The 17,975-nt window shown below is 67.8% G+C and carries 17 protein-coding genes; 4 read left to right on the top strand and 13 right to left on the bottom strand.

The genetic code is table 11. The annotated features are described in order from the left end of the window. Positions 1-45: 45 nt before the first annotated feature. From F5X71_RS03165 to F5X71_RS03120, 10 genes are all read right to left on the bottom strand, one after another. A complete protein-coding gene (locus F5X71_RS03165; RefSeq protein WP_167460592.1) occupies positions 46-1,473 on the bottom strand; it encodes an MCE family protein in 1,428 nt (475 codons plus the stop codon). After that, positions 1,470-2,711, bottom strand: a complete 1,242-nt coding sequence (locus F5X71_RS03160; RefSeq protein ID WP_167460591.1) for an MCE family protein — start codon at positions 2,709-2,711, stop codon at positions 1,470-1,472. The genes F5X71_RS03165 and F5X71_RS03160 overlap by 4 nt, the downstream gene beginning before the upstream one ends. Beyond that, entirely contained in the window at positions 2,708-3,964 is a 1,257-nt protein-coding gene (locus F5X71_RS03155) for an MCE family protein (protein ID WP_167460590.1), read from the bottom strand. Before F5X71_RS03155 ends, F5X71_RS03160 begins: the two co-directional genes overlap by 4 nt. Then, positions 3,961-5,028 (bottom strand): MCE family protein, encoded by a 1,068-nt coding sequence (locus F5X71_RS03150; protein WP_167460589.1) that lies wholly within the window; start codon positions 5,026-5,028, stop codon positions 3,961-3,963. The genes F5X71_RS03155 and F5X71_RS03150 overlap by 4 nt, the downstream gene beginning before the upstream one ends. Continuing rightward, entirely contained in the window at positions 5,025-6,050 is a 1,026-nt protein-coding gene (locus F5X71_RS03145; protein WP_167460588.1) for an MCE family protein, read from the bottom strand. Before F5X71_RS03145 ends, F5X71_RS03150 begins: the two co-directional genes overlap by 4 nt. Continuing rightward, positions 6,047-7,243 carry an MCE family protein gene (locus tag F5X71_RS03140; RefSeq protein WP_167460587.1) on the bottom strand — a complete coding sequence of 399 codons (1,197 nt, stop codon included), beginning with the start codon at positions 7,241-7,243 and terminating at the stop codon, positions 6,047-6,049. The genes F5X71_RS03145 and F5X71_RS03140 overlap by 4 nt, the downstream gene beginning before the upstream one ends. A 4-nt stretch (positions 7,244-7,247) precedes the next feature. Beyond that, a complete protein-coding gene (locus F5X71_RS03135) occupies positions 7,248-8,099 on the bottom strand; it encodes an MlaE family ABC transporter permease (protein ID WP_014981415.1) in 852 nt (283 codons plus the stop codon). 4 nt (positions 8,100-8,103) lie between these two features. Beyond that, positions 8,104-8,868: an MlaE family ABC transporter permease gene (locus tag F5X71_RS03130; RefSeq protein ID WP_167460586.1), complete on the bottom strand. Its 765-nt coding sequence runs from the start codon at positions 8,866-8,868 to the stop codon at positions 8,104-8,106. Between the two features lie 346 nt (positions 8,869-9,214). Beyond that, positions 9,215-10,120 (bottom strand): 3-oxoacyl-ACP reductase, encoded by a 906-nt coding sequence (locus F5X71_RS03125; protein ID WP_167460585.1) that lies wholly within the window; start codon positions 10,118-10,120, stop codon positions 9,215-9,217. 45 nt (positions 10,121-10,165) lie between these two features. Continuing rightward, positions 10,166-10,354: a ferredoxin gene (locus F5X71_RS03120; protein ID WP_167460584.1), complete on the bottom strand. Its 189-nt coding sequence runs from the start codon at positions 10,352-10,354 to the stop codon at positions 10,166-10,168. Positions 10,355-10,509: 155 nt separating this feature from the next. Here F5X71_RS03120 and F5X71_RS03115 point away from each other — a divergent pair, with 155 nt between their 5' ends. Then, positions 10,510-11,703 (top strand): acyl-CoA dehydrogenase family protein, encoded by a 1,194-nt coding sequence (locus F5X71_RS03115; protein WP_167460583.1) that lies wholly within the window; start codon positions 10,510-10,512, stop codon positions 11,701-11,703. Positions 11,704-11,724: 21 nt separating this feature from the next. Beyond that, on the top strand, positions 11,725-12,825 hold the full coding sequence (locus F5X71_RS03110) for an acyl-CoA dehydrogenase family protein (RefSeq protein ID WP_167460582.1): 1,101 nt from the start codon (positions 11,725-11,727) through the stop codon (positions 12,823-12,825). An 80-nt stretch (positions 12,826-12,905) separates the two neighbouring features. Here the strand turns inward: F5X71_RS03110 and F5X71_RS03105 are convergent, their stop codons facing one another. Then, positions 12,906-13,490, bottom strand: a complete 585-nt coding sequence (locus F5X71_RS03105; RefSeq protein ID WP_167460581.1) for a TetR/AcrR family transcriptional regulator — start codon at positions 13,488-13,490, stop codon at positions 12,906-12,908. Between the two features lie 101 nt (positions 13,491-13,591). Between F5X71_RS03105 and F5X71_RS03100 the strand changes: the two genes are divergently transcribed. Next, positions 13,592-14,779 carry an FAD-dependent monooxygenase gene (locus F5X71_RS03100; RefSeq protein ID WP_167460580.1) on the top strand — a complete coding sequence of 396 codons (1,188 nt, stop codon included), beginning with the start codon at positions 13,592-13,594 and terminating at the stop codon, positions 14,777-14,779. Positions 14,780-14,835: 56 nt separating this feature from the next. Here F5X71_RS03100 and F5X71_RS03095 read toward each other — a convergent pair whose 3' ends face one another. Then, on the bottom strand, positions 14,836-16,485 hold the full coding sequence (locus F5X71_RS03095; RefSeq protein WP_167460579.1) for an acyl-CoA synthetase: 1,650 nt from the start codon (positions 16,483-16,485) through the stop codon (positions 14,836-14,838). A 60-nt stretch (positions 16,486-16,545) separates the two neighbouring features. On the opposite strand from F5X71_RS03095, the gene F5X71_RS03090 reads away from it, so the two are divergent. Next, positions 16,546-17,328 (top strand): crotonase/enoyl-CoA hydratase family protein, encoded by a 783-nt coding sequence (locus tag F5X71_RS03090; protein WP_167460578.1) that lies wholly within the window; start codon positions 16,546-16,548, stop codon positions 17,326-17,328. A gap of 55 nt (positions 17,329-17,383) precedes the next feature. Here the strand turns inward: F5X71_RS03090 and F5X71_RS03085 are convergent, their stop codons facing one another. Beyond that, a complete protein-coding gene (locus F5X71_RS03085; protein ID WP_167460577.1) occupies positions 17,384-17,800 on the bottom strand; it encodes a VOC family protein in 417 nt (138 codons plus the stop codon). Positions 17,801-17,975: the final 175 nt, after the last annotated feature.

Raw genomic sequence — 17,975 nt, 5'->3', positions numbered from 1 at the left:
CCATGCGCGAAGCGCGCTGCCACATGATTCGCTCACTGCGTTCGATCATTGTTGCTGCTCCTCGAGCATCGCCTGCCAGCTCGACGGTACCGTGCCCGAACCGCTCGGTCCGATATCGCCTTGCCGGTACGTGCGTCCATCCGGGCCGATGTACTGCCCGGTGGACGGGTCATAGGATCTCGCGGCCGCGGGGGTGCCGATGCCGTACGCGGCGGGCGCGGTCTGCCCCGGCTCCGGCGCGGGCGGCGCGGCGGCGGGCGCCACCGGCTGGGACGGGCCGAACGGCGGGTTGTTGCCCTCCGGGACGAATCCGGTCCGGCACAGCTCCGGCGTAGGCGCGCGCACACCGGGGAACTCGGCGCACGGGGTGTTGCGGATACCGCGCACCGCGATCGGCGAGTCCTGCGGCACTTTGCAATACAGGCCCGGTGGCGACGGGATCGAGTCCAGCTCGCTCGGCGAGCGCCGCTCGTTCGCGGGCAGGAAGCCGGTCGTGCACGCGGGCGGATCGTTGATCACGGCCATGAAGTCGACCATCGCGCCGTATTCGGCGGGCCCGCGGATGATCGTCTTCAGCGCCGCGATCAGGGGCGGGAACACCACCAGGAGTTGTTCCAGCCCAGCGTGATACGTGACGCCGACCTGTCCGACGCTGACCAGGTTGTTCAGCAGCAGCGGCAGGGTGGGGCGCAGCGATTCGAACTGCGCGTTCACCCGCTGCATGGCCGATGGCCCCTCGTGCAGCACGTTGCGCAGCGAAACATCGTGCGCGCGCAGCTGATCGGTCACCGTGGCGAGGTCGCTGGTCCAGGATCGGATGGCCGCGTCGGACTGGATCTGGGTGTCCAGCAGCGGGCCGATCTGGTCGAGCAGCTTCTTCGTCGGCTCCGCGTTGTTCTGCGCCTCCTGCACCAGCAGCGAGGCCGAGTCGATGAATCGCTGCAGATCCGGACCGGCCCCGTTGAACGCCTTGAACGCCTCGTCGATCACCTGTCGCAGCCGGGTGTCGGCCACGCTGGACAGCAGCCGGTCGGACTGGTCGAGCAGGGTGCCGACGTCCTGCGGCAGCTTGGTCCGGCCGACCGGGATCACCGCGCCGTCGGCCAGGTTTCCGCCGACCGGCTTGTCCGGCGGGATCAGGTCGACGTACTGCTCACCGATCGCCGAGACGCTGCGCACCCAGGCGTTCACGTCGGCGGGCACCTTGTAGTCGCTGTCGATGGACAGGTGCGCATCGACGCCGCTCGAGGTCAGCCGAACCTCGCGCACCACACCGACATTCGTGCCGCGATAGGCCACGTTGGCGGTCGGGTAGAGCCCGCCGGTCGCCGCCAGCTGCACGACGACGTCGTAGCGGCCGATGCCGAGCATCGCGGGCACCTTCACATACACCCCGCCCATCACCACCAGGCCGATCACCGTCAGGATGGCGAAGATCGTCAGCTGGGCGCGGACGAATCGGGTCAGCGTCATCGGCCCGGACCCCCTTGCGGTGCGGTGTTTCCCGGCAGCGGCACGGTCAGTCCGGGAATGGCGGGCAGACCGGGAATGGGCGGCAGGCCGGGCAGCGCGGGCGCGGGCTGCCCGTCGGCGGGCGGCGGCGTCAGCGGCCCGAGCGCCGGATTGGCGCCCTGGGTCGCGGTGTCGGGGGCGAAGCTGCCGACCACGCCCTCGACGCCGCCGAAGCGGCCGCCGAGCGGCGTGCCGATCAGCCAGTTGTTGTCCAACCGCTTCCCCGTCAGGTCCACCGTGATGAACAGGTTCAAGTAGTCGCCCTTGATCGCCTTGTCCAGGTTCTTCATCGGGAACGGGAAGGTGGGGATGATCTTCAACGCCTCGACCAGGTTGACTCCGGTATCGGCCAGCGTCTCGAGCACCGGCGCCAGACTGCGCAGGTTGGCCTTCAGGTTGTCGCCGCTGGTGGCGATGATGCGATCGGTGACGTCGCTGAGGTCGCCGAGGGCCGCGACGGCGGCGGCGATGTTCGCGGTGCGGTCGGCGAGCACGGTGAGCGCGGGATGGATCCGCTCGATGGCCCTGGCCACCAGGTCGCGCTGCGCGGCAAGCTGACCGCCGAGCCGATCCAGCCCGCTCATCGCGGCGATGATGTCGTTGCGCTGCCTGTCCAGTCCGGTGGTCAGCGTGTTCAGTTGCGGCAGCAGGTCGCGGATGTCGTTCTCGCGCCCGCTCAGCGCGGAATTCAGTTCGCGGGTAATCGTTTCCAACTGCGAGATGCCGCCGCCGTTGAGCACCACCGACAGCGAGGAGAGCACCTGCTCGGTGGTCGGGTAGGCACCGGCCCGATCCAGCGGGATCACGTCGCCGCCTTTCAGCGTGCCCTGCGCCGCGGTGTCGGTGGGTGCGGCCAACTCGATGTGGTTGCTGCCGAGCAGGCTGGTCTGGCCGATCTTCGCGACCGCGTTGGCGGGTAGTCGCACATCGGGATTGAGCGTGACGGTGACCAGCGCGTGCCAGCCCTCCACCTCGATGTTCGACACCGTTCCGACCGTGACGTCGTCGACGCGCACCGGCGAATTGCGGGTCAGCGTCGTGACATTCGGCATCTGGATGCGCACCTGGTACGCGCCGTCCATGGTGCCCTCGGTGCCCGGCATCGGCAGCGAGTTCAATCCGTCCCACTCACATCCCGAAACACCCAGTGCCACCGCGAGGCCGAGCACGAGTGTGATCATCCGGCGAGGTCTTCTCATCGTCCTCCTCCCGGAATCGCCAGCCCGGCAATGCCGTCCGGCACGGTGATCGGCGGCGGGCCGGGCGCGGGCGCCTCGCCCGCCAAGCTCGGCGGGCTGAACTTCAGCTGCTCCGGGAACGCGTGCACGCCGGTGGCCGGATTCAGCAGGATCGGCGCGTAGTTCATGGCCAGCGAGCTGATCACCGGCGCAAGGTATTGCGCGCACAGGTCGGCGGAACGATCGGAGTCGTTGTGCTCCAGGGCGCGCACCGAGCCGCAGAGGAAGCCGAGCGGGTCGGCGGGATTGTTCAGTGCCACCGCGCCGGTCAGCGTGCCCTGCGCGGGCTTGTAGATCTGATAGAAGTTCACCAGCGCCGTCGGGCCCGAGTGCAATACCCGTTCCAGCTCGGGGCGCTTGTCCACCAGGATCTGCGTGACATCGGCGAGACGCTGCACGCCCTCGGTGAGTTCGGCGCCGCTGCCCTCGAGGAAGCGCTTCACATCGGCCAGCGCGGTATCCAGATTGTCCAGTCCCGCACCGAGTTCGGTGGACGCGCCGGCCAGCACCGAGGAGACCGAGGCCAGCCTGCCGCCGAACTGCACGATCTGTTCGTTGCTCGCCGAGAGCACATCGACGAACTTCTGCAGGTTCCGAATGGTGCCGAACAGGTCGGTGCGGCCGTCGGAAAGCGTGTTCAGCGTGGCGGACAGCTCGCGCAGGGTGTCGCGCAGCTTCTGCCCGTTGCCGTCCAGATTGTCTGCGGCGGTGTTGACGAAGCGCCCGAACGAGCCCTGTGAGTCGTCCCCGACCGGCCCCAGAGTGGTTGCCAGCTTGGAGAGTTCGGCCTTGATGTCGTCCCACTCCACCGGCACCGCGGTGTGCTCGATCGGAATCCGCGCGCCGTCGGCCATTTTCGGGCCGCCGGTGTAGGCGGGTGCCAGCTGGATGAACCGCGCCGATACCAGCGACGGCGAAATGATCACCGCGCGTGCGTCGGCGGGCAGGTCGATCCCGCGATCGATGGTCAACCGCACCTTCACCTGATCTTTGCCCGGCTCGATCGCATCGATCCGGCCGACCCTGACCCCGAGCACCCGGACCTCGTCACCCTGGTAGAGACCCGAGGTCGACGGGAAATACGCGGTGATGCTGGTCGTGCCGATCCGGGTGAGGCCGGTGTACGCGCCGAGCGCCACGAGCGCGACCACCACGGCCGCCGCAACCGCCAGCGCCCAGCGGGGCACCTTCTTCGCGCTGTCCAGCAGTTTCATCGCGGTGGCTCCTGAATCGCCGGGCCGATCGAGGGCGGTGCCGGGTGGGTGAAGATGTTGCGCAGATCCTCGGGCAGGTGTTCCGGCCAGACCAGCGCGTCCACCAGCGGCTGCAATTCGGTACTGGTGGCGTTGACGACGTAGGCGTTGAACCACGGCCCGTTGCCGACCTGCTCACCGAGCGCCGCGGCGTAGGGGCCGAGGCTGTCCAGGGCGTCAGACAGGTTCTGCCGGTTGCGCTGCAACAGGGCGAGCACCGAATTCAGCTTGTCCAGTGCCGGTTTCAGCTGCGCCTCGTTGTCGTTCACCAGCCCGGACAGCTGCTTGGCCACCTCGTTCACGTAGACGATGAGCTGTGCGATCGCACCGCGGCGCCGGTCCAGCTCGCCGAGCAGGTTGTTGCCGTCCAGCAGCAGCGCGTTGATCTGATCGCTGCGGTCGGACAGGATCTTGGTCACGCTCTGCGCCCGCACCAGCAGGTCCGACAGCGCCTGGTCACGGGCATTGATGCTGCGCGACAACGCCGTAACGCCGTCCAGCGCCGCGCGCAGCGGAGCCGGGGTGTCGGCGAAGGTGGCCGAGAGCGTGTCCAGGGTCTTGTCCACCCGGTCCATGTCCAGGCCCCGCACGGTGCGGCCGAGGTCGCCGAGTGCGTCGTTGAGCGAGTACGGCGACGTGGTGCGGTCCAACGGAATCGTGTCGTCGCGGCGCAGCGAGCCCGCGCCCGCCGGCGTCAACTCCAGCGACTTGCGGCCGAGCACCGTGTTGGTCTTGATCGCCGCGGAAGTCTTCTCCCCCAGCACGATCGACTCGTCGAGGGTGAAACGGACCAGCACCTTCGCGCCGTCGAGCGCCACGCCGTCGACCCGGCCGGTGCGCACGCCCGCCACCTGCACCGGGTCGCCCGGCAGGAGCCCGCCCGCGTCGGTGAAGTACGCGGTGTAGGTCGCGCCGCCGCGAATGAACGGCAGCCGGTCGAACTGCAGTACCGACAGGGCCACACACACCGCGACCACCAGACCGACGATGCCGATGGTGACGACACGGGATCGCTGCTCGTTCATTCCGGCGCGCACCTTCCGGTCGTCTGCTTGCCCGGCAGGTTCACCTGGAGCGGCTGCCCGTCGGGCCCGTCCACGAGCAGGTTGGTCCCGCACACGTAGAGCTGCAGGAACGAACCGTAGGCGCCGATGCGGATCAGCTTCTTGTAGGTGTCGGGCAACCGGTCGAGCACCCACTGGATGGTGTCGGAGCCGTCGTCGAGATTGCCTGCCAGGCGCCCGGTCTGCTCGATGGTGGCGCGCAGATCCGGCCGGGCCTGCTCGAGCAGACCGGTGAGATCCCTGGTGGCCCCGGCGATCCGGGGCAGCGCGTCGCCGATCGGATCGCGCTCGGCGGCCAAACCGCTGACCAGACGCTGCAATTCGTCGAGCGTGGTGGCGAACTGATCGCCGCGCTCATCGATGGTTCGCAGCACCGTGTTGAGGTTGTTGATCACGTTGCCGATCAGCTCGTCCCGATCGGCCAGGGTCTTGGCGAAGTCGCCGCCGCTGTTCAGCAGCGACACCAGCGTGCCGCCCTGCCCCTGGAAGATCTGCAACAGCGCGCTGGTCAGGTCGTTCACCTGCGCGGGATCGAGGCCGCGCAGCAGCGGGCGGAACCCGCCGAGCAGCATGTCCAGATCGAGCGCGGGCGCCGTCCGGTCCGTGCCGATGGTGCCGCCGTCGCGCAGCACATCGGTCGTACCGGGGCCCTCCAGCAACTCCAGATACCGGTCACCGACCAGGTTTTCGTAGCGGATGGTGGCCCGGGTGCTGGTGAGCAGGCGGTACTTGCGGTCGACATCGAACTCGACGTGCGCCAGGTTGTCCTTGCCGACCTGCACCGAGGAGACCGAGCCGACCGGCACCCCGGCGATGCGCACCTTGGCACCGGGCAGCATTCCCGAGGAGCTGGTGAACACGGCGTGGTAGCCGTACTCCCTTGCGAACCGCATCTGGCTGAACACCACGGTCAGCCCGGCGAAAACCAGTGCCATCACCAACGTGAAGATGGCCAGTTTGACGGTCGTCGCGGTGTTCCTCACAGCCGGTCCACCCCCGGTAACCCGGCGAACAGCAGCTGGAACACCCGCGGCGCCTCGTTGGGCTTCACGAAACCCGTGTTCGGCACGTACGGAGCTCCCTGATTCGTGTCGGTGACGACGTAGTCCGCGTGGCTGCCCGGCACCCGGTCGACTACGCCTTCGCAGTGCGGGCCGCCGGTCGCGTTCACCTTCGGCAGATCGTCCGGATAGGTGTAGGGCTTGGCGCCGAACATGAAGTTGGTGTTCATGCCGATGCCGGGCAGCACGCCGCCGAACACCCTCTCCGCCAACGGCATCATCGGGCCGAGCCCATTGATGATGCAGCCGAGGGCGGGGTTGTACTCGAAGAGCAATCGAGTGGTCGGCCGCAGCAGATCCAGTGCGGTACCGAGATTGCCCTCGTTCTCCTTCAGCACCGACCCTGTGGTGTCGGCCAGACCGATCAGGTTGGCCAGCACCTCGTCCAGGCTCTGCTGCTCGTCGACCAGCGCTCGGCTGGTGACGGTGGCGTTGTCGACCGTGCGCAGCAGATCCGGCACCGTGTCCGCGTACAGGTCGGTGACCTGACCGGTCTGCGCCAGATCCTGTTGCAGGGTGGGCAGATACGGGTTGATGTCGCGCAGGTAGGCGTCACTGCGGGCGAGCAAGTCGCCGAGCTTCTCGCCCCGGCCCTGCAGCGCGGTGCCGAGCGCGGACAGCGTCGCGTTCAGCTTCTCCGGCTCGACCTTGGCCAGCACGTCGGACAGGTGCTGGAACAGCGTGTTGAACTCCACGGTCACGTGCTCGACGCGCACGCGCGCGCCGGGCCGCAGCGGCGTCGCCGAAGGCTGTTCGGGCACCGTGAAATTCACGTACTTCGCGCCGAACACGGTGGTGGAGCGGATGTCGACGCCCGCGTTGTCCGGCACCAGCTTCAGCTGATCGGGATCGAGCGCCAGTTTCAGCGTCGCGCCCGCGGCGGTCTGGTCGATCGCGACCACCCGGCCGATCTCGACCCCGCGCACTTTCACCTTGGCGTCCGGGTCCAGCACCAGGCCGCTGCGCGGCGCGTCGACCAGGACGGTGGCCGTCGGGGTGAACCCGCCGACGAACATCAGCAGCGCGATCGCGACGATCGCCACCATCGCCAGCACCATCGCGGCGCCGGCGAGCTTGAGGCCGAGCGCGTTTCGCAGTTTTGTCGAATCCGCCATGTCGCTATCCGGAGAGGTGGAAGTTGCCGGAGGTGCCATAGATGGCCAACGAGATCAACAGCGTCACCGTGACCACCGCGACCAGTGAGGTCCGCACCGCATTACCGACCGCGACGCCGACCCCGACCGGGCCGCCCGCGGCGTTGTAGCCGTAGTAGGTATGGATGAGCATGACCGCGAGCGCCATGAAGATCGCCTGCGCGAACGACCAGAGGATGTCGCTCGGGATCAGGAAGGTGGAGAAGTAGTGGTCGTACACGCCCGCCGACTGCCCGTAGATGACCACGGTGGCGAACCGGCTGGCCAGGAACGACGCGATCACCGCGAGCGCGTACAGCGGCACGATCGCGATCATCCCGGCCAGCACCCGCGTGCCGACCAGGTACGGCACCGGCCGGATCGCCATGGACTCGAGCGCGTCGATCTCCTCGGCCACCCGCATCGCGCCCAGCTGCGCGGTCGAGCCCGCGCCGATGGTGGCGGCCAGCCCGATGCCGGAGATCACGGGCGCGGCGATGCGGACGTTGATGAAGGCCGCGAAGAATCCGGTGAGCGCCTCGACGCCGATGTTGCCGAGCGAGCTGTAGCCCTGCACCGCGATGGTGCCGCCGGCGAACAGGGTGAGGAACCCGACGATCACCACGGTGCCGCCGATCACCGCCAAAGCTCCGCTGCCCATACTGATTTCGGCGATCAGCCGAATGGTCTCGGTGCGATAGTGCGTGAGCGCGCGCGGAATTGCCCCCAGCGCCTGCGCGTAGAACACAGCCTGTTTTCCGACAGAATCGAGCGAGTCCGACATCCGACGCACCCGTCGAACGGTACGCGGGAAGCGGGACTCGATCACGAAGGCCATGCGGTCACCGCGCCGTGAACTTGATGCCTACCGCGGTGACCACCACGTTCACGACGAACAAAGCCATAAAGGCGAAGACGACGGTCTGATTCACCGCATCACCGACACTCTTGGGACCACCTTTGACATTCAGACCCAGATAACAGGCGACCAGCCCGGCGATCAGCCCGAACAATCCGGCCTTCACCTCCGAGATGATCAATTCGGGCAAATGGGTCAGCAGCGTGATGCCGTTGACGAAGGCGCCGGGGTTCACGTCCTGCAAATAGACGGAGAAGAGAAATCCGCCGACGATACCGATCGTGCAGACCAGGCTGTTGAGCATCAACGCGACGAACATCGAGGCGAGCACCCGCGGCACCACCAGCCGCTGCACCGGGTCGATCCCGAGCACCCGCATCGCGTCGATTTCCTCGCGAATCGTGCGGGCGCCCAGGTCGGCGCAGATCGCGGTGGCGCCGGCGCCGGCCACGATCAGCACCGTGACGATCGGGCCGACCTGGGTCACCGCACCGAATGCCGCGCCCGCGCCGCTGAGGTCGGCCGCGCCGATCTCGCGCAACAGGATGTTCAGCGTGAAGCTCACCAAAACGGTGAATGGAATCGCGACCAACAGTGTCGGCACGATCGAGACGCGCGCGATGAACCAGGACTGGTCGATGAACTCGCGCCATTGAAATGGCCTGCGCACACTCGCTCGAGCGACTTCGGCCGTCAGTTCGAAGAACCCGCCCACCGCCCGCAATGGCACGGCAAGGACCTCGTTCATCTTCGAACCTCCTTGCTCAGAACCTGCGGACTCGCTCACGGCACGATTCTTCACCGAGGCCGCACCGCCTCATTGATTAGAACACGTTCACAACGTTGCCGGAAGATATTTGTCACTTTTGAACTGCACTTTTTAGCTGCATCGGCATATAAATCTGGAACGGGTGTCAGAGTGATTGATCCCACCTTTGTGCGGCGGGGCACATCTCATCACCCAATGTCTACCAAGCGCCGGACCCTTGATCAACAGTTGGTCAGTTGTTCAGCAGTTCATCTCGAGTGGATCTCGCAGATTCCAGACCTCGTTGCGCATGTTTCGCGCCGGAGGCGGCAGGGGCGGACCGGATTCAGCCGAGATCGAGTAGCGCCGAGGCCGAGAAGCTCTGCCCGGCAGGACGTTCGGCGAAATAGCCGGCCAGGGTGGTCGCGAGATCACCGAGCGACCACTGCCCGTCGGCGGCGTCGAAGCGCTGCTCGACGACCGGCGCGGCCATCAGCGCGACCATCGCGCCGTAGACCACGAACAGCTGTCCGTTCACCGCGTCGGCGGCCGGCGACGCGAGATAGGCGACGAGCCGGGCCACATGATCGGGCGAGAGCGGATCGACCGCGCCCTCGGGCGCCGCGGTGAACACCGCTTCGGTCATCGCGGTCCGCGCCCGCGGCGCGATCGCGTTGGCGCGCACCCCGAAGCGCGACAGCGCCCGCGCCGCCGACAGCGTCAACGCGGTGATGCCGGCCTTTGCGGCACCGTAGTTGGCCTGACCCTCCGGCCCGAGCAACCCCGCCTCGGACGAAGTGTTGATCAGCCTGCCGTAGACCGGCGCGCCCGCCGCCTTGGACTTGCCGCGCCAATAGGCCGCGGCGTTGCGGGACAACAGAAAATGGCCGCGCAGGTGCACCGCGACGACCGCGTCGAAGTCCTCGTCGGACATGTTGAACAGCATTCGGTCCTTGGTGATACCGGCGTTGTTCACCACGATGTCCACCCCGCCGAACGCCTCGTCGGCGGTGCGGATCAGCGCGTCCGCGGTCGCCCGCTCGGCGATGCTGCCCGCGACGAATTCCGCCTTGGCGCCGAGCGCGCGCAGCTCGGACATGGTGTCGGCCACCGCATCCGACTCGGCCAGGTCGTTGATCACCACCGAGGCTCCGGCGCCGGCCAGCGCGAGCGCCTCCGCCCGCCCCAGCCCGGCACCCGCTCCGGTCACGATCGCCACTCGTCCGGCCAGGCTCACATCTACATCGTCCACGAGCCCGACCCTAGAACGTGTTCCAACCTAAGGCAAGGGACCGTTTCACTGGAGTCGCAGTGCCGCTTTCGGGCATTGCGCCACCGCGTCCTCGACGTCGGCGAGACGCTCGGCGGGCACGTCGGCCGTCAGGATGTGCAACTGGTCTTCGTCATCGAGTTCGAACACGTCGGGGGCGATTCCGACACAGATTCCGTTCGCTTCGCACTGATCCAGATCGACGCTTACCTTCATGAGAACTCCTTTACCGCGATCCTGGGCGAACCCTAACAAGCCGGCGCGGCCACGGGTGGCGCTATCGACCGGATTCGGTAGCAATACTGGAACATGTTTCAGTCGATATGCAATGATCGGGTGAACCCACATCGAGAAGGCATGAGGTATTTGCCATGCGCATTGCGTACACGCCGCAGCAGGAGGAGCTCCGCGCGGAGCTGCGCGACTACTTCGCGCGACTCATCACCCCCGAGCGCAGGGCCGCGCTCAGCGCGCAGACCGGCGAGTACGGCCAGGGCACCGTCTATCGCGACGTCGTGCGGGAGATGGGCCGCGACGGCTGGCTGACGCTGGCCTGGCCGAAGGAGTACGGCGGCCAGGACCGGCCGACGATGGATCAGCTGATCTTTACCGACGAGGCCGCGATCGCGGGCGCGCCCGTGCCGTTCCTGACCATCAACTCGGTCGCGCCGACGATCATGCACTACGGCAGCGAGGAGCAGAAGCGGTTCTTCCTGCCCAAAATCGCGGCCGGTGAACTGCACTTCGCCATCGGCTATTCCGAGCCGGGCGCGGGCACCGACCTGGCCAGCCTGCGCACCTCCGCGGTGCGCGACGGCGACGACTACGTGATCAACGGCCAGAAGATGTGGACCAGCCTGATCGCCTACGCCGACTACGTCTGGCTCGCGGTGCGCACCGATCCGAACGTCAAGAAGCACAAGGGCATCAGCATGCTCATCGTGCCGACCACCGCCGAGGGCCTTTCCTGGACCCCGGTGCACACCATGGCGGGCCCGGACACCAGCGCGACCTACTACCAGGACGTCCGGGTGCCCGCGAGCGCGCTCGTCGGCCAGGAGAACGGCGGCTGGGCGCTGATCACCAACCAGCTCAACCACGAGCGGGTCGCGCTGACCTCGGCAGGGCCGCTCGCGCTCGCGGTGCGCCAGACCGTCGAGTGGGCCCGTAACACCAAGGCGGGCAACGGCTCCCGGGTCATCGACCAGGAGTGGGTGCAGGTCAATCTGGCCCGGGTGCACGCGAAGGTGGAATACCTGAAGCTGCTGAACTGGGAGATCGCCAGCCGCGCCGACGCGGGCGGCGACGCCGCGCCCCGGCCGTGGGACGCCTCCACCTGCAAGGTGTACGGCACCGAACTGGCCACCGAGGCCTACCGGCTGCTCATGGAGGTGCTCGGCCCGCAGGCCTATCTGCGGCAGGACTCCCCCGGTGCCGAACTGCGCGGACGGCTCGAGCGGATGCACCGTGCCGCGCTGATCCTGACCTTCGGCGGCGGCACCAACGAGGTGCAGCGCGACATCATCGCGATGACCGCCCTCGAGCAACCCGCCGCCGCGCGCTGATCCGGAAAGCAGAGAGCCGACATGGATTTCACACCCACCGAAGCCCAACTCGATCTGACCCGGCTGACCGCCGAGGTGTGCGGCAAGCTCGTCACCGCCGACCGGCTGCGCGAACTCGACAGGGCCGACGAACGATTCGACGCGACGCTGTGGAACTCGCTCGCCGACACCGGCGTGCTCGCGGCGGCGCTGCCGGAATCGGTCGGCGGCGGCGACTTCGGCGTGCTCGAACAGACGGCCGTGCTGCGCGAGCTCGGCAAGTCCCTCGCCGCGGTGCCCTATCTGTGGTCGATCGTGGTCGGCGCGGGCGCACTGGCCCGCTTCGGCGATGCGGCGCAACAGGATCGGGCGACCCGGGCGGGCGCGGGCCAGATCATCCTGACCGCGGCACTGACCGAAGAGCACAACTGGGATCTGACCAGGCCGAATACGGTCGCGGCCGAGGCGGACGGCGGCTGGCGACTCACCGGCGTCAAGACCACGGTGCCGGTCGCCGACCGCGCCGAGCGCATCCTGGTCTCGGCCACCGCCTCCGGCGTGCCCGCGGTGTTCCTGGTCGAGCCAGGCGCGGCGACGGTGACCGCGCAGCAGGTCGTCGACCGCAGCCCCGAGTACCTCGTCGAATTCACCGACACCCCCGCCGAATTGGTCGGCACGGTCGAGCAGGGCGCCGAGATCCTGGACTGGCTGCTGACCCGCGCCTGGCTGGGCCTGAGCGCGCTGCAGCTCGGCACCGTGGAGCGCGCGCTCGAACTGGTCGCCGAATACGCCCGCGAGCGTGAGCAATTCGGCAAGGCGGTGGGCAGCTTCCAGGCCGTGGCACAGCGGCTCGCCGACGCCTACATCGACGTCCAGGGTCTGCGGCTCGCGGTCACCCAGGCGGCCTGGCAGCTCGCCGAGGGTCTGCCGAGCGCCGAGGCCGTGCACACCGCCAAGTTCTGGGCCGCCGACGCGGGTCACCGCGTGGCGCACACCGTCGTGCACGTCCACGGCGGGGTCGGCATCGACCGCGACCACATCGTGCACAACTACTTCACCGCCGCCAAGCACCACGAATTCGCCTTGGGCGCAGGCACCGACCACCTGCGCGCGCTCGGCGCCCTCCTGGCCGACCCCGCTTGATCCGACCATCCCGCAAGGCCCGCCGGTACGGCGGCGGGCCTTGCTCGTTTCGCGCGGACCCAGCGCGGCCGCGGCGGCTCTCAGCGTGGCGTCGAGCTCAGATAGCGCTGCAGCGTCGGTGCGACGTCGGCGATCAGCTGTTCGCGTGAGGCGGCGACCACGGGCGGGATGCGCAGGATGTAGCGGCACAGCGCCAGACCGAGCAACTGGGTCACGACGAGACCGCTACGCCGCGGGGCGTCGGCGGGCTCGCCGAAGCGCTGCACGGCGGGCAGCACCTGCTGGGCGAAAACCTCGCGGAAACGCGCGGTGACGGCCTCGTCGGTGATCGACGAGCGCAGCAGCGTCAGCAAGACCGCGTTGCCGGGCGGCTCCTCCCAGAGCGCGAGAAAGCGGCGCAGCAGCAGTTCCCCGAGCGTGCCGGGGTCGGCCGCGGACAGATCCGGCAGCACAAGGTCGATGTCGACGGCGGCGGCGAAGAGCCCGTCCTTGCTGCCGAAATAGCGCATCACCATGGACGGGTCGATGGCGGCGTCGGCCGCGATGGCGCGAATGGTGGCCTTGCCGAAACCTTCCGCGGCAAAGCGGGCGCGGGCGGCGTCCAGGATCGCGGCGCGGGTCGCGTCGGAGCGCCGGGCGGGCAGCTGATCAGGGTCGATCGTCATGCCAACAAGTGTAGGCCAACAACTGTTGACTTCCTAGCCCGACCGGCGCTACGGTTATGCCAACAGGCGTTGGCCTACAGTTGTTGACTTCAGGAGTCCCGATGAACACCATCCAGCACCCGCTTCCCGCCACCACTTCCGTCGTAGTCGTCGGCGCCGGACCCGCCGGGCTCACCACGGCGATCACCCTGGCCGACGCCGGCGTCGACTTCGTGCTGCTGGATCGGCTCGCCGAGGGGGCCAACACCTCGCGCGCGGCCGTCATCCACGCCAGGACCCTGGAGGTGCTGCACGAACTCGGCGTTGCCGAGGAGCTGATCACCAAAGGCCTTGTGGTGCCCCGCTTCACGCTGCACGACGGCGCACGCACGCTGGCCACCCTGTGCTTCGACAAGCTCCCGACGCAGTACCCCTACACGCTGATGACACCGCAGGACACCACCGAGGCCGTGCTGCTCGCCCGCCTGCGCAAGGCGGGCGGCGACGTGCACCGCCCCTGTCAACTGACCCGGGTCCGCGACGAGAACGACGGTGTCACAGTGGAATACACCGACGCGGCGGGCAACACGGGCAGCATCCGGGCCGACTACGTGGTCGGCGCCGACGGCATGCACAGCGTCGTCCGCGAACAAGCGGGCATCGGCTTCACCGGCGACAGCTACCCCGCCTCCTTCGTCCTTGCCGATGTCCGGATGGACTGGCCGATCGCCCGTGACGAAGTGGCACTGCACCTTTCGCCGGAGGGCGTCACGGTGGTCGCGCCGCTGCCCGACGCCACCGAGCCGAATCGGTACCGCGTGGTCGCCACCCTCGACACCGCCCCGGAACACCCGAGCCGCGCCGACATCCAATCCATCCTCGACGCGCGGGGCCCCGGCGGCGACATCCACGTGCACGAGGTGCTGTGGAGCTCGCGCTTCCGGGTGCACCACCGGGTCGCCGATCGCTACCGCGCGGGCCGGATCCTGGTGGCGGGCGACGCCGCCCACGTGCACAGCCCCGCGGGCGGTCAGGGCATGAACACCGGCATCCAAGACGCCGCCATGCTGGGCGGGCTGCTCGTCCGCGTGCTGGCTGGCGAGCCGGACACCCTGCTCGACACCTACGAAACCACCAGGCGCCCGGTCGCTCTCGACGTGGTCGCGTTCACCGATCGGATGACCCGGATGGCCACGCTCACCGCGCCGCTCGCCCGCGCGCTGCGCAACCTGGCCATCGCGACGCTCACCCGAGTCCCCGCGGTACGCACCGCCCTCGTGCATCGCCTCGCCGAGCTCACCTACCGCTGACCACGCGAACACGAAGGGCCGTCGCGACATTCGCGACGGCCCCGGTGCGTTGATGCCTACTTGCTGCTCGCCTGAGCGTGCTCGTCGGCGGGGCGTTCCTCGGTTTGCGCCTTGGCCCAGCGGTAGTCGGGCTTGCCCGCCGGATTGCGCTTGATCTGGTCGACGAACCACAGGCTGCGCGGCAGCTTGTAGGGGGCGATCTCCTGGGTGAGGACCGGACGCAACTCCTCGAGGGTTGGCCGCTTGTCACCGCGGCACTGCACGACGGCGACCACGCGCTGACCCCAGCGTTCGTCCTCGACACCGACGACGAGGGCGTCGAACACCTCGGGGTGACACTTCAGCGCCCCCTCGACCTCTTCGGGGTAGATCTTCTCGCCGCCGCTATTGATGCTGACCGAGCCGCGGCCGAGCATGGTGACCGTGCCGTCCTCCTCGACCCTGGCGTAGTCGCCGGGGATCGAGTAGCGAATCCCGTTGAACACCTTGAACGTTGCCGCGGTCTTGGCCTCGTCCTTGTAGTAGCCGACCGGGATGTGCCCCTTACGCGCGATGAGCCCGACCTGCCCGGAGCCGGGCACCACCGGATTGCCGTGCTCGTCGAGCACCTCGGTGGCGGCGTCGATCTTCACCCGCGGCCCGCCGGTGTGGTTGGCGCCCTTGGCGATAACCGACAGCCCGCCGAACCCGGTCTCCGAGGAACCGATGGAATCGGTGATCATCCGGTTGGGCAGCAGTTCGAGGAACTTGTCCTTGAGCGTCGGCGAGAACAGCGCGGCGCTGCTGGCGATCACGTACAGGCTCGAAAGATCATAGGGCGCACCGGTTTCCGGGTTCCCCTCGAGCAGTGCGTCGACCATCGGCCTGGCCATCGCGTCACCGGTGATGAAGATGAGATTGATCTTGTGCCGGTCGATGTGCTGCCACACGCCGTGCCCGGTGAACTCCGGGATCATCACGGCCTTCCCCCCGTCGAACAGGCTGTGGAAGGTCGCCGTCTGTGAGCCACCGTGGATCATCGGCGGAATCGGGAACCGCACCATCTGCGGGTTGCCCGCGCCCTGCTTGGACTGATGCCACTCGTCCTGGACGTATTCACCGTTGAGGAAGTTGATGCCGCCACCGAGCACCCGCCACCAGTCCTCGTGCCGCCACATCACGCCCTTGGGCAGGCCCGTGGTGCCGCCGGTGTAGAGCATGAAGATGTCGTCGCCGGAGCGTTCGCCGAAGTCACGCTCCCCCGACGAGGCAGCAAGCGCGGCTTCGTATTCGACCGAATCCACTGCGGTCGCGGTGGTCGCGGTCGTATCGTCGTCGACAACGATCACCGTCTTCAGCAGCGGGGTTTTCGGGAGTACCCCGGCCACTCGGTCGCTGTAGCGACGCTCGTGAATCAGCGCGACCATGTCCGAATTGTCGAAGATATATTGCAACTCGTTCTCGACATAACGGAAGTTCACGTTGACCATCACCGCCCGCGCCTTGAACACCGCGACCATGGCCTCGACCGCCTCGATCGTGTTGCGCGAGTAGATGCCCACCTTGTCGCCCGGCTGAACGCCATGTTCGAGCAGGTAGTGAGCCAGTTTGTTGGCGCGCTCCTCCAGCTGGGCGTAGGTGACCTCACGGCTGTCGTCCGCGAGCGCGACGCGGTCGGGCATCAGGTCGATGGTGTGTTCGACAAGGTCCGCTATGTTGTAGCTCACAGCCCTAAAATAGAACGTGTTACTGTTCCTGGCAAGGCTCGAAAGTCAGGAGATTCGCCGATGCCACACTGTCTCGTCGAGAAACGTGATCACGTCCTGATCGTCACGATGAATCGCCCCGAGGCGCGCAACGCGCTCTCGGCCGAAATGATGGCGATCATGCGCGACGCCTGGGACCAGGTGGACAACGATCCGGACATCCGGGTCGCGATTCTGACCGGCGCGGGCGGTGCGTTCTGCGCGGGCGCGGACCTGAAGGCGATGACCGCGCAGCACCCCGGCGATTCCTTCGCGGGCGGTGGTTGGGACCTGTCGAAGATCGAGGCGCTGCTGAAGGGCCGCAGGCTCAGCAAACCGTTGATCGCCGCGGTCGAGGGCCCCGCCATCGCCGGCGGCACCGAGATCCTGCAGGGCACCGACATCCGGGTGGCCGGCGAGAGCGCGAAATTCGGTGTGTCCGAGGCCCGTTGGGGATTGTTCCCGCTCGGCGGCTCGGCCGTGCGACTGGTCCGCCAGATCCCCTACACCGTCGCCGCCGACATCCTGCTGACCGGCAGGCACGTCACCGCGGCCGAAGCGAAGCAGATCGGGCTGATCGGGCACGTGGTCCCCGACGGCGGCGCGCTGGACAAGGCGCTCGAGCTCGCGGCCCAGATCGCCGCGAACGGCCCGCTCGCGGTGCAGGCCATCCTGCGCACCATCCGGGAGACCGAGGGCATGCACGAGGAGGAGGCGTTCCGGATCGACGCCGAACTCGGCATGGCGGTGTTCAAGTCCGCCGATGCCAAGGAGGGCCCGAAGGCCTTCGCGCAGAAGCGCACGCCGACCTTCACCGGTAGCTGAAAAGACCACGCCCCCCGGCACTTTTCGGTGACCGGGGGCGAGCGGTCGACGCGCTTCAGACCGCCGGATAGTCCATCCAGAACGGCTCCCACTGGTGCCCGTCGGGGTCGATGAACGTGCGGCTGTACATGCCGAACTGCTCCTCCTGCGCCTGCTTGTCCGCGTTGACCTCCTCGGTGCCGCCCGCGGCCAGCGCCGCGCCGATGTAGGAGTCCACCTCGGCGATACTGGTCAGCGCCAAACTGTAGGAGGCGCCGAGCTGCTCGGTGGTGTCGGCGACCGGACGCCTGCCGAACGTGGTGAAGAACTGTTTGGTCAGCAACATGACGCAGATGTTGTCGTCGACCACGATGCAGGCCGCATTGTCGTCGGTGAACTCCTGATTGACCTTCCAGCCGAGACACTCGTAGAACTTCTTCGACCGATCCAGATCGGCGACGGGGAAGTTGAGAAAAATCATCCGGCTGCTCATGTGTCGGTCCCTTTTCGTAGTCCGCCTATTTCTTGCGCATCAATGGAGACGGCGCACGGGCCCCGAATTCATCGCCGAGCGGGGCGATGTGACCGGCCGCACCGCCGCCGTCGCCGCCCGACAGCGCAGGTAGCGCGCTTTCGGGTCTGGGATGTGTCGGTGGCCTGTGGCAGGC

Origin of the sequence: Nocardia brasiliensis (assembly GCF_011801125.1) — a bacterium.
GTDB classification, from domain to species: Bacteria; Actinomycetota; Actinomycetes; order Mycobacteriales; family Mycobacteriaceae; genus Nocardia; species Nocardia brasiliensis_C.
This window is presented reverse-complemented; position numbering and strand designations above follow the sequence as displayed.